General features: G+C 66.1%; 21 protein-coding genes, 1 tRNA gene and 1 pseudogene. 15 read left to right on the forward strand and 8 right to left on the reverse strand.

From position 1 onward, the window contains the following. Positions 1-31 precede the first annotated feature (31 nt). The 7 genes from SBP02_RS07195 (at position 32) to nahK (ending at position 11,000) form a co-directional block, all read left to right on the forward strand. Entirely contained in the window at positions 32-1,093 is a 1,062-nt protein-coding gene (locus tag SBP02_RS07195; protein WP_318645712.1) for a Leu/Phe/Val dehydrogenase, read from the forward strand. A gap of 81 nt (positions 1,094-1,174) precedes the next feature. Next, a complete protein-coding gene (locus tag SBP02_RS07200; protein WP_318645713.1) occupies positions 1,175-2,572 on the forward strand; it encodes a sodium-dependent transporter in 1,398 nt (465 codons plus the stop codon). Between the two features lie 82 nt (positions 2,573-2,654). Continuing rightward, positions 2,655-2,729: transfer RNA gene (locus SBP02_RS07205), tRNA-Arg, on the forward strand. A 207-nt stretch (positions 2,730-2,936) separates the two neighbouring features. Further along, complete coding sequence (gene pqqF, locus SBP02_RS07210) at positions 2,937-5,438, forward strand: pyrroloquinoline quinone biosynthesis protein PqqF (RefSeq protein WP_318645714.1); 2,502 nt, start codon at positions 2,937-2,939, stop codon at positions 5,436-5,438. Between the two features lie 378 nt (positions 5,439-5,816). Continuing rightward, positions 5,817-7,001, forward strand: coding sequence for a porin (locus SBP02_RS07215; RefSeq protein WP_318645715.1), 1,185 nt, complete (start codon positions 5,817-5,819; stop codon positions 6,999-7,001). A 260-nt stretch (positions 7,002-7,261) separates the two neighbouring features. Then, a complete protein-coding gene (gene nosP, locus SBP02_RS07220) occupies positions 7,262-8,419 on the forward strand; it encodes a nitric oxide-sensing protein NosP (RefSeq protein WP_318646313.1) in 1,158 nt (385 codons plus the stop codon). After that, on the forward strand, positions 8,355-11,000 hold the full coding sequence (nahK, locus tag SBP02_RS07225) for a hybrid sensor histidine kinase/response regulator NahK/ErcS' (RefSeq protein ID WP_318645716.1): 2,646 nt from the start codon (positions 8,355-8,357) through the stop codon (positions 10,998-11,000). The genes nosP and nahK overlap by 65 nt, the downstream gene beginning before the upstream one ends. Before the next feature lie 254 nt (positions 11,001-11,254). Here the strand turns inward: nahK and SBP02_RS07230 are convergent, their stop codons facing one another. Both SBP02_RS07230 and SBP02_RS07235 read right to left on the reverse strand, forming a co-directional pair. After that, the gene (locus SBP02_RS07230; protein ID WP_318645717.1) at positions 11,255-12,196 is read right to left on the reverse strand and encodes a hypothetical protein; all 942 of its coding nucleotides are present in this window, start codon (positions 12,194-12,196) and stop codon (positions 11,255-11,257) included. A 109-nt stretch (positions 12,197-12,305) separates the two neighbouring features. Beyond that, entirely contained in the window at positions 12,306-13,067 is a 762-nt protein-coding gene (locus tag SBP02_RS07235; protein ID WP_318645718.1) for a hypothetical protein, read from the reverse strand. 161 nt (positions 13,068-13,228) lie between these two features. On the opposite strand from SBP02_RS07235, the pseudogene SBP02_RS07240 reads away from it, so the two are divergent. Further along, a pseudogene (locus tag SBP02_RS07240) lies at positions 13,229-13,420 on the forward strand (IS110 family transposase); the annotation flags it as partial. 477 nt (positions 13,421-13,897) lie between these two features. On the opposite strand, the gene SBP02_RS07245 reads toward SBP02_RS07240, so the two are convergent. From SBP02_RS07245 to SBP02_RS07270, 6 genes are all read right to left on the reverse strand, one after another. Then, positions 13,898-14,563 (reverse strand): response regulator transcription factor, encoded by a 666-nt coding sequence (locus SBP02_RS07245; RefSeq protein ID WP_318645719.1) that lies wholly within the window; start codon positions 14,561-14,563, stop codon positions 13,898-13,900. Positions 14,564-14,624: 61 nt separating this feature from the next. After that, positions 14,625-15,185 carry a PQQ-dependent catabolism-associated CXXCW motif protein gene (locus tag SBP02_RS07250; RefSeq protein WP_318645720.1) on the reverse strand — a complete coding sequence of 187 codons (561 nt, stop codon included), beginning with the start codon at positions 15,183-15,185 and terminating at the stop codon, positions 14,625-14,627. A 119-nt stretch (positions 15,186-15,304) separates the two neighbouring features. Next, positions 15,305-16,096: an ABC transporter permease gene (locus SBP02_RS07255; protein WP_318645721.1), complete on the reverse strand. Its 792-nt coding sequence runs from the start codon at positions 16,094-16,096 to the stop codon at positions 15,305-15,307. After that, positions 16,093-16,821 (reverse strand): ABC transporter ATP-binding protein, encoded by a 729-nt coding sequence (locus SBP02_RS07260; RefSeq protein WP_318645722.1) that lies wholly within the window; start codon positions 16,819-16,821, stop codon positions 16,093-16,095. Before SBP02_RS07260 ends, SBP02_RS07255 begins: the two co-directional genes overlap by 4 nt. Then, positions 16,818-17,783: a YVTN family beta-propeller repeat protein gene (locus tag SBP02_RS07265; RefSeq protein WP_318645723.1), complete on the reverse strand. Its 966-nt coding sequence runs from the start codon at positions 17,781-17,783 to the stop codon at positions 16,818-16,820. The genes SBP02_RS07260 and SBP02_RS07265 overlap by 4 nt, the downstream gene beginning before the upstream one ends. A 26-nt stretch (positions 17,784-17,809) precedes the next feature. Continuing rightward, entirely contained in the window at positions 17,810-19,006 is a 1,197-nt protein-coding gene (locus SBP02_RS07270; RefSeq protein WP_318645724.1) for an ABC transporter substrate-binding protein, read from the reverse strand. Positions 19,007-19,164: 158 nt separating this feature from the next. Between SBP02_RS07270 and SBP02_RS07275 the strand changes: the two genes are divergently transcribed. The 7 genes from SBP02_RS07275 (at position 19,165) to SBP02_RS07305 (ending at position 24,268) form a co-directional block, all read left to right on the forward strand. After that, on the forward strand, positions 19,165-19,602 hold the full coding sequence (locus tag SBP02_RS07275; RefSeq protein ID WP_318645725.1) for a cupredoxin domain-containing protein: 438 nt from the start codon (positions 19,165-19,167) through the stop codon (positions 19,600-19,602). 327 nt (positions 19,603-19,929) lie between these two features. Beyond that, entirely contained in the window at positions 19,930-20,106 is a 177-nt protein-coding gene (locus SBP02_RS07280) for a hypothetical protein (RefSeq protein ID WP_318645726.1), read from the forward strand. 110 nt (positions 20,107-20,216) lie between these two features. Beyond that, the gene (locus SBP02_RS07285) at positions 20,217-20,741 is read left to right on the forward strand and encodes a YbhB/YbcL family Raf kinase inhibitor-like protein (protein WP_318645727.1); all 525 of its coding nucleotides are present in this window, start codon (positions 20,217-20,219) and stop codon (positions 20,739-20,741) included. Positions 20,742-20,852: 111 nt separating this feature from the next. Further along, the gene (locus tag SBP02_RS07290; protein ID WP_318645728.1) at positions 20,853-21,656 is read left to right on the forward strand and encodes a helix-turn-helix transcriptional regulator; all 804 of its coding nucleotides are present in this window, start codon (positions 20,853-20,855) and stop codon (positions 21,654-21,656) included. Between the two features lie 494 nt (positions 21,657-22,150). Further along, positions 22,151-22,570 (forward strand): cytochrome c-550 PedF, encoded by a 420-nt coding sequence (gene pedF, locus SBP02_RS07295; RefSeq protein WP_318645729.1) that lies wholly within the window; start codon positions 22,151-22,153, stop codon positions 22,568-22,570. Between the two features lie 5 nt (positions 22,571-22,575). Continuing rightward, entirely contained in the window at positions 22,576-23,475 is a 900-nt protein-coding gene (locus tag SBP02_RS07300; protein WP_318645730.1) for a substrate-binding periplasmic protein, read from the forward strand. A 37-nt stretch (positions 23,476-23,512) separates the two neighbouring features. Next, entirely contained in the window at positions 23,513-24,268 is a 756-nt protein-coding gene (locus SBP02_RS07305; RefSeq protein ID WP_404824357.1) for a quinoprotein dehydrogenase-associated SoxYZ-like carrier, read from the forward strand. Positions 24,269-24,324: the final 56 nt, after the last annotated feature.

Genomic DNA, 24,324 nt, shown 5'->3' on the forward strand with positions numbered 1-24,324 from the left:
ACCCCTACAACAAGAAACCCGAGGTTTTTCCATGTCCGTGTTTTCCCACGTCGATTTCGATCATCACGAGCAGGTGGTCTATGGCCACGACCAGGCGTCGGGCCTCAAGGCCATCATCGCCATCCACGACACCACCCTCGGTCCGGCCCTGGGCGGTTGCCGCATGTGGTCCTACGCCAGCGACGACGAGGCCCTGCGCGACGTGCTGCGCCTGTCCCGCGGCATGAGCTACAAGTCGGCCCTGGCCAAGCTGCCCCTGGGCGGCGGCAAGGCGGTGATCATCGGCAACCCGCACCAGGACAAGAGCGAGGCGTTGTTCCAGGCCATGGGCGATTTCGTCGACAGCCTGGGCGGGCGCTACATCACCGCCGCCGACTCCGGCACCGGGGTGGCGGAGATGCAGATCATGGCCGAGCGCACCCGCCACGTCGCCGGCGCCGGCCAGCGCGAGGCCCTGGTCGGCGGCGGCCTGCGTAACGGCGATCCGTCGCCGTCGACGGCCTATGGCGTGTTTATCGGCCTGCAGGCGGCGGTCAAGCACCGCCTCGGCCGCGACGACCTCAAGGGCCTGAAGGTGGCCATCCAGGGCGTCGGCCAGGTCGGCTTCGGCCTGGCCCGGCAGCTCAAGGAAGCCGGCGCCGAGCTCTGGGTGACCGATATAGTCGAGGCCAACGTGCGCCGCGCGGTGGAACAGCTGGGCGCCACCGCGGTGGGCCAGAACGACATCTACGGCCTGGACGTGGATGTGTTCGCCCCCTGCGCCATGGGCGCGATCATCAACCCGCACACCCTGGAGGCGCTGCGCGCGCCGGTGATCGCCGGGGCGGCCAACAACCAGCTGGCCAGCGCCGAACTGGCCGAGGAGCTGCAGCGCAAGGGCTGCCTGTACGCCCCGGACTACGCGATCAACGCCGGCGGCATCATCGACGTCTGCTACGAGCGCACCGGCGGCAGCGCGGCCGAGCTCAAGGCGCATATCGAGGGCATAGGCGAGACCCTGACGCAGATCTTCCAGCGCGCCGAGCGCGAGGGGGCCACCACCACCGCCATCGCCGACCGCCTGGCCGAGGAGCGCCTGCGCGGCGGGCGTTGATCCCTAGGGTGGGTTGGCCCTAGGCGTAACCACCGTTGTTTTTCGACTGACTTTTTCACAACAACAAGAGGGCAAGTCCCAATGAGTCAAGACAGCATCGTCGCCGGTAGCTACGCCGGCGCCTCCAGCAGCGCCGGCCGTGGCCTGTGGTCGTCGCGCTGGGCCTTCTTCCTGGCCGCCACCGGCTCGGCCGTGGGCCTGGGTAATATCTGGAAGTTCCCCTACATCACCGGCGAGAACGGCGGCGGTGCCTTCGTCCTGGTCTACCTGGCCTGCATCCTGGTGATCGGCATTCCGCTGCTGATGGCCGAGGTGATGATCGGCCGCCGCGGTCGGGCCAACCCTGAGGGCGCCATGGCCGTCCTGGCCAAGCAGGCCGGGGCCAGTCGCCATTGGCGCATCCTCGGCAGCGTGGCGGTGCTGACCGGCTTCCTGATCCTCAGCTTCTATGCGGTGGTCGCCGGCTGGGCGGTGGCCTATGCACCGGCCGCCGCCCTGGGCGAGTTCGCCGGGCTGGACGGCGAGCGCAGCGGCGCGCTGTTCGGCGCCATGCTCGGCGATCCCTGGAAGCTGGCCGGCTTCGGCACCCTGGTGCTGCTGGTGACCCTGGGTATAGTGGCCTTGGGCGTGCGCGAGGGCCTGGAGCGCGCGCTGCGTTTCATGATGCCGGGGTTGTTCCTGTTGCTGCTGGTGCTGGTGGGTTATGCCGCCACCACCGGGCATTTCATGGCGGCGGTAAGCTTCCTGTTCGATGCCGATTTCAGCAAGCTCAGCGCCCAGAGCGTGCTGGTGGCCCTGGGGCATGCCTTCTTCACCCTCAGCCTGGCCAGCGGCGCGATGATGGCGTACGGCTCCTACCTGCCGGCCGGCACTTCGATCGCCCGGACCGCGCTCATGGTCGCCCTGGCCGATACCGGGGTGGCGCTGCTGGCGGGCCTGGCGATCTTCCCGCTGGTGTTCGCCAACGGCCTGGAGCCGGGCGCGGGGCCGGGGCTGATCTTCGTCACCCTGCCGATCGCCTTCGGCCAGATGCCGCTGGGCCAGCTGGTCGGCGGGCTGTTCTTCGTCATGCTGGCGATCGCCGCCCTGACCTCGGCGATCTCCCTGAGCGAGCCGACCATCTCCTGGCTCAGCGAGAAGTTCGGCATCGGCCGTCTCAAGGCGGTGCTGCTCAGCGGCCTGGCCCTGTGGCTGCTGAGCCTGGGCACGGTGTTCTCGTTCAACGCCTGGAGCGAGTTCACCCTGTTCGGCAAGACCTTCTTCGACTGCCTGGACTACCTGACCACCAACCTGCTGATGCCGCTCGGCGGCCTGGGCACCGTGCTGTTCACCGGCTGGGTGTTGAGCCGCGAGAGCGTCCAGGAGGCCTTGGGTCTGGACAACCCGCAGCTGTTCAAGCTGTGGTGGCAGGTGCTGCGCTGGGTCACCCCGCTGGGCATCCTGGTGGTGTTCCTGCACACCCTCGGCCTGTTCGGCTGAGGAGGTGGCTGGCGGCATGACAAATGCGCATTCGGCCGTTAAGATGCGCCCCGGTCGTTGCGATGCTATGTCGCGCCACCGCGTCCCCTTAGTTCAATGGATAGAATAAGCCCCTCCTAAGGGCTAGATACTGGTTCGACTCCAGTAGGGGACGCCATCTACCCGGGCAGCGAACCGTTGCCCGACCTCCAGAGACCCCGCCCCGTGCGGGGTTTTCTGTCTATGCCGGCCGGCGCCGCGCACCTGCGACTTTAGGCCCGGGCCGCTGCGGCCAAAGTACTATTGCGCCGCCGCGGTGCGGGGGCGACCCTGGCTGGGCCGAACTGCGCCCGAGCCCGTTACGCTTATGTCCGCCCGCTCCCCCATGCCTGAGATGCCTGCGCCACGGCCCGTGCGCCGGCGCCTGGCCAATGGCCTGGAAGTGCTGCTGCTGAGCCGGGCGGAGGCGCCCCGGGCGGCGATCAGCCTGCGGGTCGCCGCCGGCAGCCACGACGAGCCCGCCGCCTATCCCGGCTTGGCGCACTTTCTCGAACACCTGGTGTTCCTCGGCAGCGCGGGGTTCGCCCCCGAGCAGGGGCTGATGGCCTATGTGCAGGCCTGTGGCGGTCAGGTCAATGCCTCGACCCAGGCGCGCCACACCGACTACTTCTGCGAGGTCCCGGCCGACCGGCTCGACGGCGCCCTGGCGCGCATGCTCGACATGCTGGCCAGGCCGCTGCTCGAGCCGGCCGCGCAACGGCGCGAGCGCGAGGTGCTGCACGCGGAGTTCCTGGCCCGCGGCCAGGATGCCGACACCCTGCTGGACGCCGCACTGGGCCAGGCGCTGCCGGCAGGGCATCGGGCCGCGGCCTTCCTCGCCGGCAACCGCGCGACCCTGACGCTCGACAGCGACGCCTTCCAGCAGGCGTTGCGGGCCTTCCACCGGCGTTTCTACCAGGCCGGACAGCTATCCCTGGTGCTGGTCGGGCCGCAGTCCTGCGCCGAACTCCTCGCCCTGGTCCAGTGTCATGCCGACGACCTGCCGGCGGCGGCACGCCAGGTGCAAGCGCCGCCGCCCACGCTGCTGCCCCTGCGCGAGCAACACCTGCGCATGAGCCTGCGCGGCAGCCGGCCGAGCCTGCAGTTGGCTTTTGCCCTGGAGCTGCCGTCGCGGGTCCCGATCGCGGCGTTCAACGAAGCCTTGGCGCTGCTGCAGAGCGGCCTGTCGACCCGCTCGGCGGGGAGTCTGTGTGCCAGGCTGGAGGAGGCGGCGTTGTGTCGTGGCCTGGAGGTGCGCCTGGTCTACCGCCATCTCGGCCAGGCCCTACTGCTGCTGAACTTTGCCCACGTCGATCCGGTTGGCCCGGCCCAGGCGAGCATCGCCGCGGCCCTGCAGGACTGGCTGGCGTTTCTGGCGTCGGCGGCCGACTGGGGGGCGCTGGCCGCGACTCGAGGGGCGCTCGAGGCGCGCCAGTTGCAGGCCCTCGGCCCCTTGGCGTTGGCGCGCCACTGGCAGGAATGCCTGAGCGTGGGGCGGGAACCCGGGGCAAGCGCTAGTGCCGAGGGCCTGCAGGCGGCCCGGACGCTACTGCTGCAGATGCGCAACCCGGAGCGGGCGATCAGCCTGTGCGTCGGCCCGGCCGAGGCACCGGCCTGGCCCGGCGCGGGGTTCCCCCTGCATATGAGCCGGACGGCGCCAGTGGCCGCTGTGCCGCCCCGCGCCTGGAACTGGCGACTGCCGGCCGCCAATCCCTTGCTCGGCCCTGTGGCGGCGGCGCCGGTTGTGCTGGGGATGACGGCCGCCCTGGACTGGTTCGCCGCTCCCCGCGGCGCGGGCCGGGCCGCCTTCCATGGCCTGTTGCGCTTCGCCGAGCCGCCACCCCTGGCCCAGCTGCTGGCCTACGGCCAGGCGAGGCTGCGTACGGTGCAGGTCGATGCGCAAGAGGTCGGAGCCATGCTGCGCCTGGCGGTCGAGGGCGACGGCCTGCAGCTGTCCCTGGAGGGGCCGGCGGATCTGCTGCCCAGGCTGCTGGCGCAGGTGCTGGCCCGCCTGGGCACGGCGCCAGCGGCGGCCTGGCCTGCGCCTGGGGCGGCCGATGCGACGCAGATGCCGCTGCGCCAGCTGCTCGGGCGCCTGCCCGAACTCTTCGCCGCGCCGGGCCCCGAGCCGGCGCGTGCGGGTTGCACAGACTGGCCGGGCCTGTTCCGCCGGGCCCATCTCGAAGGCCTGGGAGTGGGCCTGGCCGCGGGCGAGCGGCAGGCGATCGCCCGCCTGTTCGCCCGGACTGCCTGCCTGCCGCCGACCGAGCCCCTGGCCCGGCCGGCGCCGGGACGCTACTGGCGCGACGCGGCCATCGACGCGCCGGAGGCGGCGCTGCTGCTGTTCTGCCCACAGCCTGCGGCCGATGCCGCCAGCGAAGCGGGCTGGCGCCTGCTGGCGCAGCTCTACCAGGGACCCTTCTTCGCCCGCCTGCGCGGCGAGCTGCAGCTGGGCTACGCCCTGTTCTGCGGCTTCCGTCAGGTCGAGGGGCGCCGCGGCATCCTCTTCGCGGTGCAGTCGCCCAAGGCCTCGACGACGCAGCTGCTCGGGCATATCGAGGCCTTCCTGGCGGCGCAAGGCGAACGCCTGGCGTGGCTGGCGGAGCAGGAGCTGCGTGTCGCCTGCGGCGAGCTGGCGCGCCAGTTGGGCGAGCAGGCGGCGAGCGTGCCGGGGCGGGCCGAGCTGCGCTGGCAACAGCATCTGGCCGGATTGCCGCAGGCCCATGGCGAGGCCGTGCGGCAGGCGCTGAACGGCTTCGAGTCGGACGAGCTGCAGCGCTGCCATCGTGCCCTGTGCCAGGCCCGGGGCGGCTGGCGGGTGCTGGCCGGCGGCGCGCCGCCGGCCTGAGCGCCCAGGCCTGGGCGCATGCTGCCGCGGGCCGCACGACCCTTGAGCCCGGGGCATTCCCGACGTTGCCGGGCTGCCTCCAGGGGCGGTGACCTTGCCACGGCCGACAACCCCCATTCATCCACGCTACTCGCAGCCTGCCCGGTGCCGCTGCGGTGGCGTGCTGCTTTCACCTTGCTTCGCCTACGACCTTGGACCGAGCGCCTTTCGCCCAGGGTCGGCGGGCGCGGGCGGACTAAGCCCTTGTGCCCGCGCCGGTGGGCCCGACCAAAGCAGCGGCCAACCGCTGCCAAGGCAGCCTGGGGCCGCCGCCTGCGGCTTTCGATAATCGCCTCCGACCCGGCCGTCCTGCGGTCGTCCCACCTAGCGGAGAGCGTTATGCACAACAACAAGATCGCCACCCCCCGGTTCCTGCCCCTGGCCCTGACCGCCGCCGTCGCCCTGGCCACTGCCCAGCAGGCCGCCGCCGAGATCGTCCTGTACGACCAGGACGACACCACCTTCTCCACCGACGGCTATATCAACGCCTTCTACGTCAACAGCGACGTCGACCGCGAGGGCGAGCTGAACGACCGCCGCCAGGCACGGGTGAAGATGGGCTTTCTGCCCAACTGGATCGGCTTCAACTTCGGCAAGCAGATCGACGACCTCAAGCTCGGCGGCCGTTCATCCTTCTGGGTGACCATCAACGACAGCGAGACCAACGGCACCGCCACCGCCATCGACGTGCGCCAGTTCTATGGCACGGTGGCCAGCCCGGAGTGGGGCGAGGTGCTGGTGGGCAAGGACTTCGGCCTGTTTTCCCGTTCCAACATCTTCCTCGACGAGATGCTCGCCGGTTACGGCAACGTCAGCGACACCCTGGGCCTGGTCGACGGCACCGGCGTGTCCTTCGGCAACATCGGCACCGGCTACCCCTATCCCTTCCCGACCTCGCAGATCACCTACCGCAACAACAACCTGGCCGAGGGCCTGCGTTTCGCGGTCGGCATCATGGACCCGGTGGACACCAACGACGACAGCGCCGTCGGCCGCGCCTACCAGGAAGAGCCGCGCTTCGAGTCCGAGATCAGCTACCAGTTCGAGCTGGGCGGGGCGACCCTCTACTCCTGGCTCAACGGCGCCTACCAGACCTCGGACAACACCGACAGCAGCGTCGACTCGGTGACCTCCCAGGGCGTCGGCTACGGCGTGCAGGCCAAGATGGGCGGCGTCTCGCTGACCGCCTCGGGCTTCCAGGCCGAGGGCATCAACCCCTTCTTCACCAACAATGCCGGCGAGCCGACCCTGCGCGAGATCGACAGCGACGGCTACCTGCTGCAGGGCTCCTATACCTTCGGCAAGAACCGCGTGGCGCTGTCCTACGGCAAGACCGAGGACGACGGCAACGGCCTGGGCAGCGCCGCCGACTACGAGACCCGCGGCATCGCCTACTTCCGCACCATCAACGACAACCTCAAGCTGGTCGCCGAATACAACCAGTATCAGATCGACGCCGCCGCCGGCAGCGGCCTGGGCGAAGACACCGACACCTTCGCCGTGGGTGCCGTGCTGAGCTGGTAAACGAGGCCTCATGAGCCGGACGGGGCCGCCCCGTCCGGCTTTTTCATGGGAGGTGGTTATGTGGGAGTTCTGGGGTTTCGGTGGTCTGATCCTGCTGCCGATGAGCGCGATATTCGGCGTGTTGCCGCTGTGTCTGATGCGCTGGTTCTAGTGCCTTGCTACTTAGGGAGGAGGCCCGGCGGCACTCAAGTAGCATGGGGGGCGCGGGCCGGGCTTCGTAGAATCCCCATGACGAGTAGGTTCTTTCATGGGGCATGGCTATGCGGCAGGAGCTGACAGAAGGCGTGGTCACCGCGATGTCGGCGGCCCGGGACGTGGAGCTGGTGGCCCAGGAGCTGGCGCGCCAGCTGATCCATCCGCACCTGGGTTTCGTGCTGTTCTTCTGCTCCGCCGAATACGACCTGCAGGGCCTCGGCGAGGCGCTGGAACAGCACTTTGGCGGCATCGGCCTGGTCGGCTGCACCAGCGCCGGCGAGATCACCCCCCAGGGCTACGGCCGCGGTTGCGTCAGCGCGGTGGGCTTCGACCACCGCAGCTTCTCGGTCGCCAGCGCGCTGATCGACGAGATGGAACGCTTCAGCCTGATCGACGCCCAGCAACTGGTCGAGCGCCTGGTCGGCGACTGCCGGCACAACGAACTGGCGCCGATCAAGGGCCACAGTTTCGCCCTGACCCTGCTCGATGGCCTGTCCAGCCGCGAGGAGGTGGTGCTCGGCGCGCTCAGCGCCGCCTTCGGCAGCATCCCTCACTTCGGCGGCTCGGCCGGCGACGACAACCACCTGACCCATACCCACGTCTACTACGGCGGCCAGTTCCACACCGGCGCGGCGGTGGTGGTGCTGTTCAACACCTGGCTGGACTTCGAGGTGTTCAGCACCCACCACATCGAGCCGCGCGCCGACAAGCTGGTGGTCACCCGGGCCGACAGCGCCCGCCGCCGGGTGCACGAGCTCAATGCCGCGCCCGCCGCCCTGGAATACGCGCGGCTGATCGGCGTGGCCGTGGCCGACCTGGACATGCGCCTGTTCGCCGCCCATCCGCTGGCCGTGCGCATCGGCGGCCAGTACTACGTGCGCTCGATCCAGCGGGTCAACGAGGACCTCAGCCTGAGCTTCTACTGCGCGGTGGAGAACGGCATCGTCCTCACCGCCATGCGCCCGGGACCGCTGCTGGCCAACCTCGAAGGGCTGTTCGACGGCCTGCGCCGGCGCCTCGGCCCGCTGCTGCTGACCATCGGCTGCGACTGCTTCCTGCGCCGCCTGGAGATCGAGGCCGAGGGTGGCGTCGACCCCGTCGCCGCCTTGCTGCGCCAGCAGCGGGTCATAGGCTTCAACACCTACGGAGAGCAGTTCAATGGCATGCACATCAACCAGACCTTCACCGGAGTCGCCATCGGCCGCCCCGGCCGGGGCGGATGACGCCGCACTGCTCGAGCGCTGCCGCGCGCTGGAGGAGGACAACCGCAAGCTCAGGCGCATCAACGAGGCGCTGATCGAGCGGGTCGAGTCGATCAACTCCCGCGGCGACGATGCCTACGCCGCCTTCCAGCACTCGGTGGTGCTGGCCGAGCAGGTGCGCGAGCGCACCGACGCGCTGAACCAGGCCATGGCCGAGCTCAAGTCCAGCAACCAGCTACTCAGCGACGCCCGGCTGCGCGCGGAGACCGCCCACCAGCACCTGATCGACGCCATCGAGAGCATCTCCGACGCCTTCGTGCTGTTCGACCGCGAGCAGCGCATCGTGCTGTTCAACAGCCGTTTCAAGGCGCTCTGGGCCGGCAGCCGGGTGCGCATCGGCAGCGGCCTGCGCCTGGCCGAGATCAAGCGCCTGAGCCGCAGCACCGGGCTGGTGGTCGAGGAGCAGCGCGGTCACCGCGACGAGCACCTGCTCTATCGCCTGCGCGACGGCCGCTGGGTGCAGGTCAGCGAGCGGCCGACCCGCGAGGGCGGGCTGGTGATCCTCTACACCGACATCACCGAGGTCAAGCAGAGCGAGACCCAGCGCCGTGAGCAGGCCCTGGCGCAGAAGTCGCGCCTGCTGCAGCGCGCGGTGGACAACCTGTCCCAGGGCATGGCCATGGTCAATGCCGAGGGCCAGCTGGAGTTGTGGAACCACCGCTTCCTCGACCTCTGCGGCCTGGCGCCGATCAGCGCGCACCGGCCGTTCGCCGAGGTGATGGCCGACAGCGAACTGGCCCTGCTCACCCCGGACAGCCGCGACGCCGCCGGCCAGCCGATCGAGGAGCTGGAGCTGCGCCTGTTCGACGGCCGCATGCTGGAGGTGCGCACCCATGCGCTGCCCACCGGCGGCTTCGTCAACACCTTCACCGACATCACCGAGCGCTACCGCCACGCCGAGGCGCTGAGCGAGAGCGAGCGCTGGATCCGCCTGATCACCGACCACGTGCCGGCGCTGATCGCCTACCTCAATGCCGACCTGGTCTACGACTTCACCAACAAGGTCTACGAGGAGTGGTACTGCTGGCCCCGCGGCGCCATGCTCGGCCAGAGCCTGCGCCAGGTGCACAGCGAGGAACACTGCCGGCGCCTGGAGCCCTATATCGAGCGGGCGCTGTCCGGCGAGAGCGTGACTTTCGAGGTGGCCGAGACCAACCACCTCGGCCAGGAGCGCTACATGCTGCGCTCCTACGTGCCGAATCGCCAGGCCAGCGGCGAGGTCACCGGGATCTTCGTGCTGATCCGCGACATCACCGAGCGCCGGCGCACCGCCGAGGCCCTGCACCAGGCCTACCAGCACCTGGAGCAGCGGGTGCGCGAGCGCACCGCCGAGCTGACCGGGCTGAACAGCCAGCTGCGCCGCGAGATCGACGAGCGCACCCAGATGGAGGGGCGCCTGCGCGAGGCCAAGGGCGAGGCCGAGCGGGCCAACCTGTCCAAGACCAAGTTCCTCGCCGCGGTCAGCCACGACCTGCTGCAGCCGCTCAACGCCGCGCGGCTGTTCACCGGCGCGCTGCTGGAGAAGCCGCAGCCGGACGACAGCCTGGCCCTGGTGCGCAACGTCAGCAACTCCCTGGAGGACGTCGAGAGCCTGCTCGGCACCCTGGTCGATATCTCCAAGCTGGACGCCGGGGTGATCAAGGCGGACATCGCCCCCTTCGCCGTCAGCGAGCTGCTGGAGAACCTCGCCGCCGAATACCACCAGATCGCCGGCAGCGAAGGCCTGCGCCTGGATTACCTGCCCAGCTCGGCGCTGGTGCGCAGCGATATCCAGCTGCTGGCGCGGATCCTGCGCAACCTGCTGAGTAACGCCATCCGCTACACCCGCCACGGGCGCATCCTGCTCGGCTGCCGTCGGCGGCGACAGAGCCTGTCGATCGAGGTGTGGGATACCGGTATCGGCATCGCCGCGGACAAGCTCGGCGAGATCTTCCAGGAGTTCAAGCGCGGCGACGCCGGCCAGCGCAAGCAGGACCGCGGCCTGGGCCTGGGCCTGGCCATAGTGGAGAAGATCGCCGGCATGCTCGGCCACCGCATCCGCGTGGCCTCGCGCCCGGGCCAGGGCTCGATGTTCGCCATCGAGGTGCCGCTGACCACCCGCGCGCCGCGGGCGCGGGTGATCCACGACACCCCGGACCTGCTGCTCGAGCGCCTGCGCGGCTCGCGCATCTGGGTGCTGGACAACGACGCGGCGATCTGCGCCGGCATGCGCACCCTGCTGGAGACCTGGGGCTGCCAGGTGGTCACCGCCCTGAGCGAGGAGGACCTGGCGCGCCAGGTCGACAACTACCACGCCGACGCCGACCTGCTGATCGCCGACTACCACCTGGACGACGAGCGCAACGGCGTCGACGCCGTCGCCCTGATCAACGCGCGGCGCAGCACGCCGCTGCCGGCGCTGATGATCACCGCCAACTACAGCAACGAGCTCAAGCAGCAGATGCGCGAGCTGGGGCATACCCTGATGCACAAGCCGGTGCGGCCGATGAAGCTGAAGACGGCGATCAGCCATCTGCTGGAGCGGGGCGGGCAGGGGGTATAGGGGCGACCGACCAAGCGCTTTCACGTGGTTGTGGCAAGCCGCGAGACAATCGGATCAGGCTAGTCCTGCGATGGCACGAGGCCGATAACAATGCCGATCTGGATGATCGATTGAGCGCTTGGCCCCGCCGTGAGAACTACAGAATGGCCAGGGTGGTAACGCTCAGAACAGGCTGGATATACACATGCAACCGCGCTGACGACAGGGCTGGGAAAGTGTTACTCGCTGCTTGTGGGGAGTGTCCATATACATTGTTAGGTGTGCGCGCCACTATTTTTAGCAGCCTTGTAGTTGTCTAGGAACTCAGTTTCTGACTCCTTCGAGAAGACCTCATTGGAGAAAAGATCGAAGCCTACGCGAAAGCAAACGTACTCCAAAAATAGAGCATCAGCCAAGAAGTCGTCATGACGTTCCGGATGCCACCGATTCTTGTCTTTGAGTGAATGATGGTGAAGAACTCCCCTGAGTTCAACGAAGCTCTTAGCAATCTGAGTGGGGCTTCTTGTTAGGTACTTTTCAGATAATCTTTTATGGTGTGAATGGCCGCGATGCAGTGCGATCTTGGGCAAGTCTTTGTTTTCGGTAACTGAGTATATTGCGTCGAGAAGAGGCTTGCTGGATGTGTACTCAGTGATGACTTGAGAGGTCTTAAACTTTCCATTGGCAAAAAGAGTCTCAAGCATGAAAAGAAAGTCTAAGCAAGCTTCGATGTGGCGGTTTTCGTATGTGTCGTTCTTTCCTTTTCTAAAAAATGCAAGCGGGATTTCATAGTCTGACACGTTGTCTGCGCGCAGTAAGGTGCGCCCAATAATGTCGAAAGAGATCGGTTCGGTCTCCAGTATGGTCACCTTCTTTGCGCTATGCGCCATGCTATAGACGGACAACTTCCGCTTTTCTTCCTCCGTTTCGGGGAGGTATACCTCCTCTGGATTGCCCCAAGCAATTTGTTCTAGCCCAAAGAACGATAGAACCCCCTCCGCCGTTCTTATGGTCTCTTGGGCGCGTTCTAGGGATGGACTGCGCATGACAATGTTTGCAGTTATCCCTGGCTCCGGGTTTTGCGTGATCGTAGGCCAGAGCGACGGGTCGTTAGCTTGATACGTTAGGGAAATGAATGTAACAACGCCATCCATATCCGCCTCAACGCTGTACTCGACGCCATTTGCGAAAAGAGGGAAAGTATCTTTGGTGCGCATCCTACCTTTGACGGCAAATTTGTACTGAACTTTCAAAGCACACCTAACGTTTAGTTAAAGGGTCGGGTTTTAGCCCGGCCCAGTGAGCGAAGCGAACGATTTGGAATTGTTATACGTTGAAGTGCTCTAGGAATTCAATTACTTTCTGGCCTTTTTCTGCCATGCCTTGTATTGCCCCGAGACGGTCATTGGTTGTGGTGATGCCATCTAATACTGACTTCGTTTTTTGCCACATTAGAGATAGCTTACTAAGTTCTGTGCTTCCTTTGGCTTGTTCGAAAATTGCTTCATTTGCAATGACTTCGCCATACGCGGCTTGCATTACCTCATCCAGAGCTTTAGCGCCAACAATTTTATAAGTTATTAGTGCTTCTTCGATTTTTCCAAGATGCTTTTGAATGATTGATATTGTGTGTTGGGGTAAAGTGGACTTTTCTAGGGTTTCTCTCAGGTCTTTGGCTAGCCTTCTAAGCTCTTCTAAGATCTCCTCGTCAAGTAGGTCCTCTTCGTTTGGGAGGATTTCGGAGCAGAATCCAAGAGCAATTGCTATCTCAGGGGTGATTTGCTGTTTTAAAGATTTCCATGCTGACATTATTGCGTGGACGGCAAATACAGAGTTGCACTTGTTTAGGCTGGAATTATATAGATTTATAGAATAGCCTAGCCTCTGCATTTCGTTGCGAACGTGTTCAACTTCATCGTGAAGGTCTGCAAGGCATCGTGATATAGAGAAGTTTTTCCGGTTTTGGTCTGTTTCTTTTATGTCAAAAATGTCAGCCCAAACTTCATGGGTGTGAATGTTTTCAGCTTTATTCTTTGCTGCATTTATAATTTCTTTTATTCGATATGCTGAATTTATATTCTTTGCCATTTTGAAATCCGTATTCTGGCTGGAGTAAAACTATTAAGCTAAGGGGCGGGCTTTAGCCAGTCCCGAGTGAGCGAAGCGAATGGCTTAAATGCTGTAATGGACTCTCCCTGCACCACCTTCTATACCCGCAACGGTGGTGGCTGATAGTTGGGAGAAGTGTGATGAAGCGAATTGCGGTTGATCTGGCCAAGTCCGTTTACCAAATTGCCGAGAGTGTCCGTTCCGGCCATGTGGTGCAGCGCAAGCGGCTGAACCGGGAGGCGTTCCGGCGATATATACAGGAGCAGGGCGAGACGGTCGAGTGGGTGATGGAGGCCTGTGGCACGGCGCACTATTGGGGGCGCGTAGTGCAGCCGTGTAGGGTGGAAAACCGCGAAGCGTTTTCCACCATAAACATCCGGGCTATTCGCTTGCACCTTTCCCTCACGGCAGTGCCTCGCAGTGCCTGCACCCTGCCTGGCTGCGAAGGTCCAGGCGCCGTCAGAATCCCCTTCAGGAGGCCGAGTGGAATCGTCGTGGAGTGGGTCGAGCGGCAGGGATGCCGCGAGAGCTGCGATGGGCTAGGGAGGGCCCTTCGCAGCGTGCCCACGGAACGATGATGGAACGAGGGAACCCCGGCGCAGCCGGGGCCGGATGATGGGGTGGCCTTCTTTTTGGTTACTTTTTCTTGGCCAGGCAAGAAAAAGTGACTCGCCCGTGAGGGGCGAAACCCGCTCGCCAAGTGCACTTGGTAATGGGGTATGTCGAGCATCCGAATAGCGACACGGCTAAGTCACCCCATGATGACGGCCAGGTCGCCGAAGATCGGTGGAGGGCAGGGCGCGGGTGCGCTACCGGCGCAGGTAGGCGGCGAAATCGATATCCCCGGCCGAGAGAATCGCCTGCACCCTGTTGTGCACGTTGAGCTTGCGCAGGATCGCCGAGACATGGGCTTTGACCGTGGTCTCGGCGATATCCAGGCTGTAGGCGATCTGCTTGTTCGACTCGCCCTTGGTCATGCGCTCGAGCACCAGCAGCTGCTTGCGGGTCAGGGCGTTGAGCAGTTCGGCGGAGATGCCCGGGTTCTCTGGGTGGCTGCGCCGCGACGTATTGCCCTGGCTGCGGATGATGTCCGGCGGCAGGTAGACGTTGCCGTCGAGGATCTGCGCGATGGCCTCGGTCATCTGCGCCCGCGGCGAGGACTTGGTGATGAAGCCCACCGCGCCGTAGGTGATGGCCTGCAGCACCACCTGCTTGTCCTGCTCGGCCGAGACGATCACAACCGGGATGGTCGGCGCCTCGTTGCGCAGCTGCATCAGGCCGTTGAGACCGTGCATGCCGGGCATGTTCAGGTCGAGCAGGATCAGGTCGAGGTCGTCGTGTTCCAGGGTCAGCGCCAGGGCGCTGTCCAGGTCGGCGGTCTCCATGATGCTGCTGCCGGGGAAGCCGTCGCTGATGACGTTGTGGATGGCTTCGCGAAACAGCGGGTGGTCGTCGGCAATCAGGATCTTGTACATGGCCTTTCACCTCGTTGTTCTGATTATGCGGCGCTGAGGGTGAGGGGGAAAGCGCAGCGTGTCAGGGCAGTGGCGCCGGTTGCGCCGGCAGCAGGGGCAGGCCGGCCTGTTCCCAGGCGTCGATGCCGTCGCGGTACCAGTAGAGGTTGCCATAGCCCAGGCGATGGGCGCGCTTGACCGCGTTCCAGCTCAACCAGCAGTCCGAGCGGCAGTAGAACACCAGGGGCCAGCCCTTGTCGCCGCCGCTGGCCTCGCGCAGGTGGTGGCTGAAGTAGGCCTGCCAGCGGTCATCGAGTTGGCCGTCGCCGGTGTTGGCCAGCCACAGGCTGCCGGGCAGGTTGGCGTGTACCTCGTCCTCGATGAACCGGCCGTTGAGCCACTGGCGGCGGTAGGTGTCGATCAGCGCGGTGTGCGGTTGCTCGGCCAGCAGCCGCTGCAGCGCCACGGTATCCAGGGTGCGGGCGTGTTCGGCAGTGGCCGGGGTCGGGCTGCGGTACTGGCCGAGGCGGTAGCCCTCGGCGGAGAACAGCGCCGGCTCGGCCTGGGCGAGGGGGATGAGCAGCAGGCCGAGCAGTCCGCTGATGAGTCGGGCAGGTCGCCCCGTGGGCACGCAAGTGTTCATCGCCTTAGGTCTCGGTTCTTTTTATGGACCCATTACAAGGCATCGATCCTGCTTTGGAAATTCTACGATGGAGAGTAAAAGCAGTACCAAAGTAGTAGAAGGGTGGGGCGCGGCGCCGGTCAGCCGACGCGGCGCAGGGCGGCGTGCTGGGGGTTGAAGCTGAGGACTGCGAGCACGGCGAACAGCCCGGTCAGGCCCAGGCAGATCAGCAGGGCGTCGGGGTTCAGGCGCTGGTAGAGGGCGAAGCGCACCAGTTCCACCGCATGGCTGAAGGGGTTGAGCGCGCACAGCCAGTACAGCCACTCGCTGGCCTCGCGCATCTTCCACAGCGGGTAGAGCGCCGAGGACAGGAAGAACAGCGGGAAGATCACGAAGTTCATCACTCCGGCGAAATTCTCCAGCTGGCGGATGCCGTTGGACAGCAGCAGGCCCAGGGCGCTGAGCAGCAGCGCCACCAGCAGCAGCGCCGGCAGCGCGGCGAGCAGGCCGAAGGGCGGCGGCTGCACGCCGTAGAGCCAGGCGATGGCGAGAAAGGCATAGACCTGCAGCAGCGAGATCAGCGCCGTGGCCAGCAGCTTGCTGGCCAGCAGGAAGGCCCGCGGCAGCGGGCTGGTCAGCAGCACGCGCATGCTGCCCATCTCGCGGTCGTAGACCATCGACAGCGAGCCCTGCATGCCGTTGAACAGCAGGATCATGCAGGCCAGCCCCGGCACTATGTAGGTCTCGTAGGTGATGTAGGTGTCGTAGGGGGCGATGATGGCGATCCCCAGGGCGGCGCGGAAGCCTGCGGCGAACACCAGCAGCCACAGCAGCGGGCGCACCAGGGCGCTGAGAAAGCGCGACCGCTGCAGCACGAAGCGCAGCCATTCGCGCTGTACTATGCCGGCCAGGCAATGCCAGTAGGCGTTCATGCGCTTACCTCGCTATGGGTGAGGCGGGCGAAGGCGGCGCCCAGGTCGGCGTCGCCCTGGGTGAGCTGGCCGGCCACGCCCTGGGCCACCAGTTGCCCGCGATTGAGGATCAGCAGCTCGTCGTCGTCCGTCACTTCGTCGAGCAGGTGGGTGGTCCACAGCACCGCCAGGCCCTCGTCGCGGCACAGCTGGCGCACGTGCCGGTTCAGCGCCAGGCGGCTGGCCGGGTCGAGGCCGACGCTGGCCTCGTCGAGCAGCAGCAGGCGCGGGCGATGCAGCAGGGCGCGGGCGATCTCCACCCGGCGGCGGTGGCCGCCGTTGAGAGCGCGGACCTTGTCATGGCGACGCTCGCCGAGCTGCTGGCGCGCCAGTTCCTCGTCGATCCGCGCCTGGGCCTCGCGCCGGCCCAGGCCGTGCAGGGCGGCGTGGTAGCGCAGGTTCTGCTCGACGCTCAGGTCCAGGTCCAGGGTGCTCTGCTGGAACACCACGCCGAGCTGGCGCAGGGCCTGGCGCGGCTGCCGGGCGAGGTCGCTGCCCAGCACGCGGATCTCGCCCTGCTGCAGCTCGTAGAGGCGGGTGAGCAGGGCGATCAGGGTCGACTTGCCGGCGCCGTTGGGCCCCAGCAGCGCGGCGAAGCGGCTGGCCGCCACGGCGAAGCTCAGCCCCTGCAGGGCCTGGCGCGCGCCGTAGGCGAAGCCCAGCCCGGTCACCTCGAGGGCGTTCATGGGGTCACCACCACGCCCCAGGGGTAGCGGCCGACCTTGATCGATTTCGTGACCTTGAGCGAATCGACGTCGATCACCGAGACGTCGCCGCTGACCCCGTTGGTGGTCAGCAGGCGCTTCTGGTCCGGGGTGAAGGCCAGGTGCCAGACGCGGCGGCCGACCAGCAGGTAGTCGAGCACCTCGTAGCTCTTGGCGTCGACCACCGCCACGTGATTGGCCGGGCCGAGGGCGACGAAGGCGTACTTGCCGTCGGCGCCGAGCCTGACCCCGACCGGCTGCACCTTGTCCGGGTGCACGCCCTTGATCTGGAAGCTGAGGGTCTTGAGCACCTGGCGCGTGGCCACGTCGAGCACCGTGACCGTGCCGCCGATCTCCGCCGAGGCCCACAGGCGCGTGCCGTCGGGGTCGAACTCGACATGCCGCGGGCGCTGGTCGACCAATGTGTTGTCCACCAGCTGCTGGGTGGCGGTATCGATCCAGTGCAGCATGTTGGTGGTTTCGCTGGTGTTGACCGCCCACTTGCCGTCCGGGCTGACCGCCATGCCCTCGGGCTCGACGCCGACGTCGATCTGCGCCAGCACCTGGTCGGTCTGGGTGTCGACCACGGTGACCAACGCATCGTCTTCATTGGAGGTGTACAGCCAGCGGTCGTTGGGGTGCAGGGCGAACTGCTCGGGGTCGGCGCCGGAGGGCAGCTCCTTGACGATCTTGCGCGTGGCCAGGTCCATCACCTGCACCCGGTCCGAGTCGCTGGCGCAGATGTACAGCAACCTGTGGTCGGCCGACAGCAGCAGGCCGCGCGGGCGCATGCCGACCGCCAGGGTGTCGGTGACCTCCAGGCTGCCTAAGTCGATCACGCTGATGCTGTCGTCCTTCTCGTTGGACACATAGGCGGTGGCGGCCTGGCCGCCGGCGCTGGCCAGGGCCAGGGTCAGGCCGAGGGCGAACGGGGCGATGCGCATGAATCGATCCTCTTGTTGTTGTCCGGTCATGGGCGGGCCAAGGCCGCCAGGTCACAGCTCACCTCCGGGCGGTCGTAGCCGAGGCTGTCCATTTCGTTGTGCGGATGCAGGAAACCCTCCTGGGGCGAGGTGCTGACCAGGGCGCGCGGGTGCACCAGGGGGACGGGCTGGCGCAGCTGGCCGTTCCACGGGCGGTAGCTCAGCTTGCGGCCCTTGAAGCCGTCCAGCGGCAGCTGCTCGCTCAGAGCCAGGTCGCGGATCGCCGCGGCGTCGGCCCGGCGCAACTTGGTCACCGCGCTGGCGATGCTGCGCACGGCGATCCAGGCGGCGTAGTCGCGGTCGTTCATCCAGCGCCCGGCGTGGGCCTCGAAGCGCTTCTGCAGCTGGGCGGCGCCGAAGGTCTCCACCGTCTTGTGCCAGGCGCTCGGAGTCAGGCCCTGGGTGCCGGCCACCGGGCGCGGGTACCAGGTCTGGTAGGGCAGGTATTCGCCGAAGTCGCCGCGCTCGTCGGCCACCAGCACCACGTCGTACTCGGCGGTCTGGGTGAACAGCGGCATCTCGGCCTGGGCGCTGCGGCGCTGGTCGTTTTCGAAGCTCCAGGGCTTCTCGGCGACTATTTGCAGGCCGAAGCGCTTGGCCGCACGCCTGAGGGCCGCGGCGTAGGCGGCATCGTCCGCGGTGGTGCCGACGACCAGCAGCCAGCGGCTCCACTTGCGCACGGCGAGGAACTGCGCCAGGGCGTCGGCGAGCATGGCCCGGCTCGGCAGGCTGTGCAGCACGTTGCCCAGGCACTGGCCGCGGCGCAACTCATCATCCGCGCTGCCGGCGTTGAACAGCAGGCTGTCGCTTAGCTCGGCGCTGAGCTGCCTGAGGGTGGCGGCGGGGGCATTGACCACGAACAGGCGCACGCCCTGGGCATGCAGCGCCGCGGCGGCCTCGACCAGGCTGGCGCCGTCGTCGCGCACGGCCACCTCCAGGCCGTAGCCGTGCTGGAGGAAGCGCCCGGTGCTGTTGCTGTCGATGATCGCCAGCTCGGCGCCGCGCAGGCCGGCGTCCGCCGGCGCGGCTATGACGTTGGACAGCAGCGGTCCGCTGGGCGGTGTGTAGGCCAGGTAGCCGATACGCACCTGCAGTTCGGTCGCCGGGCTGGCGGCCTCGCTCGGCGCCGCCGCACCGAATAGGGCGAGCAGGCAGAACAGGAGGCGGAATCTGGACGGACGCATGGGCAACTCCTGGGCAGGTGTCGCCAGCATAGGAACTGCGGTAGCGGGGGGAAATATGCAGAAAGTACCAGTCGGGCGCTACCAAGGTAGTAAATCGGCGTGGATGGCCGCGCCCTAGCATGGGAGCCAGAACCCACGACGAGAAGAGGTGAACCCCCATGCGTATCGCCAAGATCCTGCTGCTGCCGCTGCTGCTGATCGTCAGCCTGATCGGCGTCGACAGCCTGCATGCCGAGGGCGACCTGACCCGCCGCACCATCGCCTTGCCCGACCTGCGTCTGGGCGATGCGGACAGCGACTACGCCATGTCGCAGCACGAGTACCAGCTGGAAACCGGCAAGGCCTACCAGCTGAAGATCATCGCCAGCGGGCAGAAGGAGTACGCCTTCCAGGCGCCGGAGCTGGCCACCGCCATCTACCTGCGCAAGGTCGAGGCCGGCGGCGTGGAGATCAAGGCGGTGACCCTCACCGAGCTGGAGTTCGAGGACGCCGGCGAGGCGGAGATCTTCTTCGTACCGATCAAACCGGGCAAGTTCCGCTTCTACGCCAAGGGGCTGGAGCACAAGGGCATGCTCGGCTACTTCGTGGTCAAGTAGAGGACCGCGCTCGACCGCATCAACCTCGGCACCAGCCTGCTGTTCGTGCTGGTGACCCTGGCCGCGCTGCTGCTGCGTCAGGTCAGCCACGACGTGTGCTGAGATCTGCTGGCGACCTAGGTGGTGGTCGACTAACTGGGTAAGGTAACGCGCAACAATCCGACCAGCCGGCGCCCAGAGCTGACCGACAACCTGCGCATATCCGTGTGGACTGGCTGCGCCCCGACGAGCAGATCGGCGCGCGGGAGGGCGGTGGCCTGCTGCAGCGGGTCGCCCGGCAGCTGCTGAACCCGGCCCTGCTAGTGGCCGCCGTCTGGCCGCTGACCCATGTCGACGCCAGTGAAGTGCGCATTCGCCTGCAACGGCGTGCGCCTGATGGTGCGCGAAAACGGCCTCGGCCCGCGCCTACTGGAACTGACCCAGCGCGAGTTCGAGATCTTCGTCGTGATCGCCCGCGGCCTGCCGCCACCGCCGAGCAGGCGGAGGTTTCGGGCTAAAAGTTGATTGTTTTCCGACTAACCGGGGCGCTCGGGAATCCCTAAGATCGTCGCGCCTTGTTTTATTAGAGTGAGATCATTCCTGTGCGCAACCTATTCTGCAAATTGGCGCTGCCAATGTCCGTTCTCTTCTGCACTGCCGTCCAGGCAGACGCTTTCAAACTGACCAGCACTGATATTGCCCAGGGCAAAGCCATGAGCAATGTCCAGGAGTTCCAAGGGTTCGGCTGCAACGGTGGGAACCTGTCGCCGCAACTTTCCTGGAGCGGCGTCCCGGAAGGCACGGAGGCATTCGCGGTGTTCGCCTACGATCCGGATGCGCCGACCGGAAGCGGTTGGTGGCATTGGCAACTGGTGAATATCCCCAAGGATGTAACCTCCCTGGCTGCTGGGGCCGGGGCTACGGGCGAAGCGACGGTGCCGGCTGGCAGCACCAGCATCAGGAACGACTACGGGGTTTTCGGATTCGGTGGCGCTTGCCCGCCTGAAGGTCACGGTGTGCACCGCTATCAATTCACCGTGTTCGCGCTGTCGAAAAAGCTGGAATTGCCCGAGGACGCTTCGGGCGCGCTGACCGGTTATATGGTGCGCGCCAACTCGATAGCCTCGAGCACTATCGAGGCCCTGTACGAGCGGAAGTGAATTTTTTAACCTGCACGTAGCCCGTCCTTGTGAAAGGACGGGCTCGTCGTTTCTATCGAGCCAACACGATCAGTGGCGTATTGGGGGACTTTCAATGCTGCTGGTGAACCTATGCAGGAACTCATAAAGCTGGCGAGAGCAGCGCAGCGTGGCGATAGCGGGCTGCCATTTTCGGTGTATTCCTCCTACAAGGAGCAGCGCATTCTGAATGCGCCTATCACCAAGCCGCTGCTGATATTCGTGCTGGCCGGCGTCAAGCAGCTGGGCCGGCGGGATGAAATCGTCTGTCCGACCGGCAGTTTTCTCTTTCTGTCCAATGCCTCGGATATCGATATGAGAAATATTCCGGGGGATGAGTATTTTGCCGTTCTGATCGAGTTCGAGTTCAGCGATTTCGATCGCTTCAAGAACAAACGCAGTGCTGACAAGCGATATGTCCAGGGCGGCATTGACGAGGCTATGGCGAAAACGCTGAAGCAATATATCGAGTGGTCGCTCTATGCGCCTCAGGAGTTGTGGCATTTTCGCAGAGAGGAGCTTCTGCAGCTGATCTATCTTTCCGGCTACACCGAGGTGAGTAACATCGTCGGGCACCCGAGTCTCAGTCATCGGCTGCACGATATCGTCAGTGACAATATTTCATCTGATTGGAGTGTCGGGCGGCTGGCTGAAAGGCTGGCGGTCAGCGAGTCGACGTTGCGCCGCCGACTAAAAGCCGAAGGTGCCAGCATTAAGTCGACTGTGAACAGAGCCAGATTGGGCCAGGGGCTGTTTCTGCTGCAGACGACCATGGAGCCGATCGGGCGCATCGCGGAGCGTTGTGGCTACCACTCGCAATCGCGATTTACCGATAGATTCAAGCAACAGTTCGGCATCACACCCAGCGAACTCAGAAAAACACGCGAACCCGATTAAGAGGATTCTGCTGGTGGTCGCTTCTGCGCGGGGCCACGCTTGCTGGCGCGGCCGGGGGGGCGCTCCGTTGCGTCCGGGAAACATTGCCAAGATTCAATCGCAACCCTTCTGACACTCCACGCAACCGGGCCGATTAACCTCCTGAAAGTTGCCGAAGCAGGTGCGGGCACTGCTGAGGTTGGCGCCGCGCAGCGTGGCTTTCTCAGGTTGAAGCGCTGCTGCCGTGGAACTGCCAACCAGCGACGCCACTGTAAAACGTAAACCCCCACCAGCGGGAGGTGGGGTTTATGGAGCGCTTACGGAAAAACGCCCAAACCGGGCATGACTTGGGCAAGCTGTTAAAGCAGCCCAGCGCCCTCACCACAAGCCCTACTACCAATGAACTAGTTGCGAGCCACCAAAGCAGCATTCGGTGCTGGCCGCAGGCTTCTTAAGATGACCGTAACCAAGCTCCCTACCAGCTTGCTCTGCGTGCTTTTGATGAGGTCTGGAACATGAAAACTACAAAGAAAACCGCTTTCGCCCTGCTCCTGCTCGCCGCCTCCGGCACCCTCTGGGCCCATGGCGATGTGGTCCCCCAGGCGGTCAATACCCAGGGCCTGGAGCCCCTGGGCGAGGAGTGGCTGGAGGAGAACCCCTACCGCGACAACCCGCGGGCCATCGAGATCGGTGCCTCGGCCTACAACCAGAATTGCGCGGCCTGCCACGGCCTGGAGGCCAAGTCCGGCGGCATCGCCCCCGACCTGCGCCTGTTGGAGGTCGGCGCCATGGGCGACGAGTGGTTCAAAGAGCGGGTGATCAACGGCGCGGTGCGCGATGGCCGGGTGTACATGCCGAAGATGGCCGACTACCTCAGCCAGGAGGCGCTCTGGGCGGTGCGCAGCTACCTGGAAAGCGTGGCCATCGAGGAGTGACGGCCATGCGCCTCGGTCTGCTGCCGCGTCTGCTGACGGCACTGCTGTGGTTGGCGGCCCTGCCGGCCCATGCCCAGGCGCCGGTGCGCGACTACGACGCCATCGTCGAATCCGGTGTGCTGCGGGTGGCGGTGTACCAGGACTTCGCCCCCTACAGCTTCCAGCAGAACGGCCAGGGCCGCGGCGTCGACGTCGAACTGGCCCGGGCCCTGGCCGAGGGCCTGGACCTGGAGCTGGAGCTGATCTGGGCGCCGCCCGGCGAGAAGCTCGACGACGACCTGCGCGACTACGTCTGGCGCGGCCACTACCTGCGCCCCCATGAGCTGGCCGACGTGATGCTGCGGGTACCCTACGACCGCGACTTCGCCTACATGAGCAACGAGTTCGGCGAACTGGCCAACGACCTGGTGGTGATGTTCGGCCCCTACCAGCGCGAGCGCTGGCAGCTGGCCCACGATCGCCGCCGCCTGGCGGAGGTGCCCAGCGTGGCGGTGTTCCAGCAGCACCCGATCGGCGTCGAGGTCGACAGCGTGCCGTCCTTCTACCTGTCCTCGGTGTTCGACGGCCTGCTCAGCCGCCAGCTGCACCACTACCCCAATGTCCGGGCGGCCTTCGCCGGGATGAAACAGGGCGAGGTGGACGCGGTGATGGCCCTGCGCGGCGAGATCGACTGGCAGCTGCAGCAGGCGGCCGACCCGCGCCTGGCCCTGGCGCAGAACGCCTACCCGAAGATGGGCAAGCAGGTGTGGGACATCGGCATGGCGGTGCACCAGAGCAACCGCCAGCTGGCCTATGCCCTGGAGGAGCAGCTCGAAGGGCTGATCCTCGATGGCCGGATGAAGGCGCTCTACGCGCGCTACGGCCTGCAGTACGAGCTGCCGGGGCTGTACCAGGACATCGAATAGCGCGGTGCCCGCGGGCGGGCAGCACAGGAGGTGACACATGGGACTGGATTGGCGTGCGTTGCTGTGGCTGGGGCTGTTCGCCCTGGCCTGGGAGGCCCGCGGTGCCGAGGGCGATCCGGTCACCTCGGTGATGTGGGACTACCACCACCAGCGCCTGCTCGGCGGCGCGCCCTTCGTCTTCGACGAGCGGGTCAAGCTGCTGGCACCGCCCTTCGCCGAGGATGCCCGGCAGGTGCCGATCCAGGTCGATGCCAGCGCCCTCGACGCCGAGGTGGTGCGGATGCTGGCCTGGGCCGAACTCAACCCCATCCCGCGCATCTTCGATTTCCAGCCGGGGGAGGGGGTGCTGCCGCGCCTGGCGATCCGCATCCGCATCGAGCAGGCCACGCCGATCCGCGTCGCGGTGCTGACCCGCGCCGGCCTCTGGCACGTCGGCTCGGCCCAGGTCGACGCCGCCGGTGGCGGTTGCACCGCGCCCAGCGTGGTGCGCGCCCAGCCCGGCTGGCAGGAGCGCCTGGGCCAGGTGCACGGCCGGCGCTTCGCCCTGGGCGATGCCAGCCGCCTGCGCCTGCAGGTGGCCCACCCGATGGACAACGGCCTGGTCGACGGCATCCCCGAATTCTTCCTCGACCAGGCCGAGCTGCGCGACGCCGCCGGCCGGGTGCTGGCCCGGCTCGAGCTGTTCCCGGCAGTCAGCGAGAACCCGACCCTCAGCCTGGAACTGGAGGGCCAGGAGGATGCCCGGCTGTGGCTGCGCGACAACAACGGCAACGAGTTCGAGGCGGCGCTCTAGGGCGCGTGCCGGCCATCTGCGCCATGCCGCCAGTGGCGGACCCTCCGCCAGACCCG

This window comes from Pseudomonas benzenivorans (assembly GCF_033547155.1).
Lineage (GTDB): Bacteria > Pseudomonadota > Gammaproteobacteria > Pseudomonadales > Pseudomonadaceae > Aquipseudomonas > Aquipseudomonas benzenivorans_B.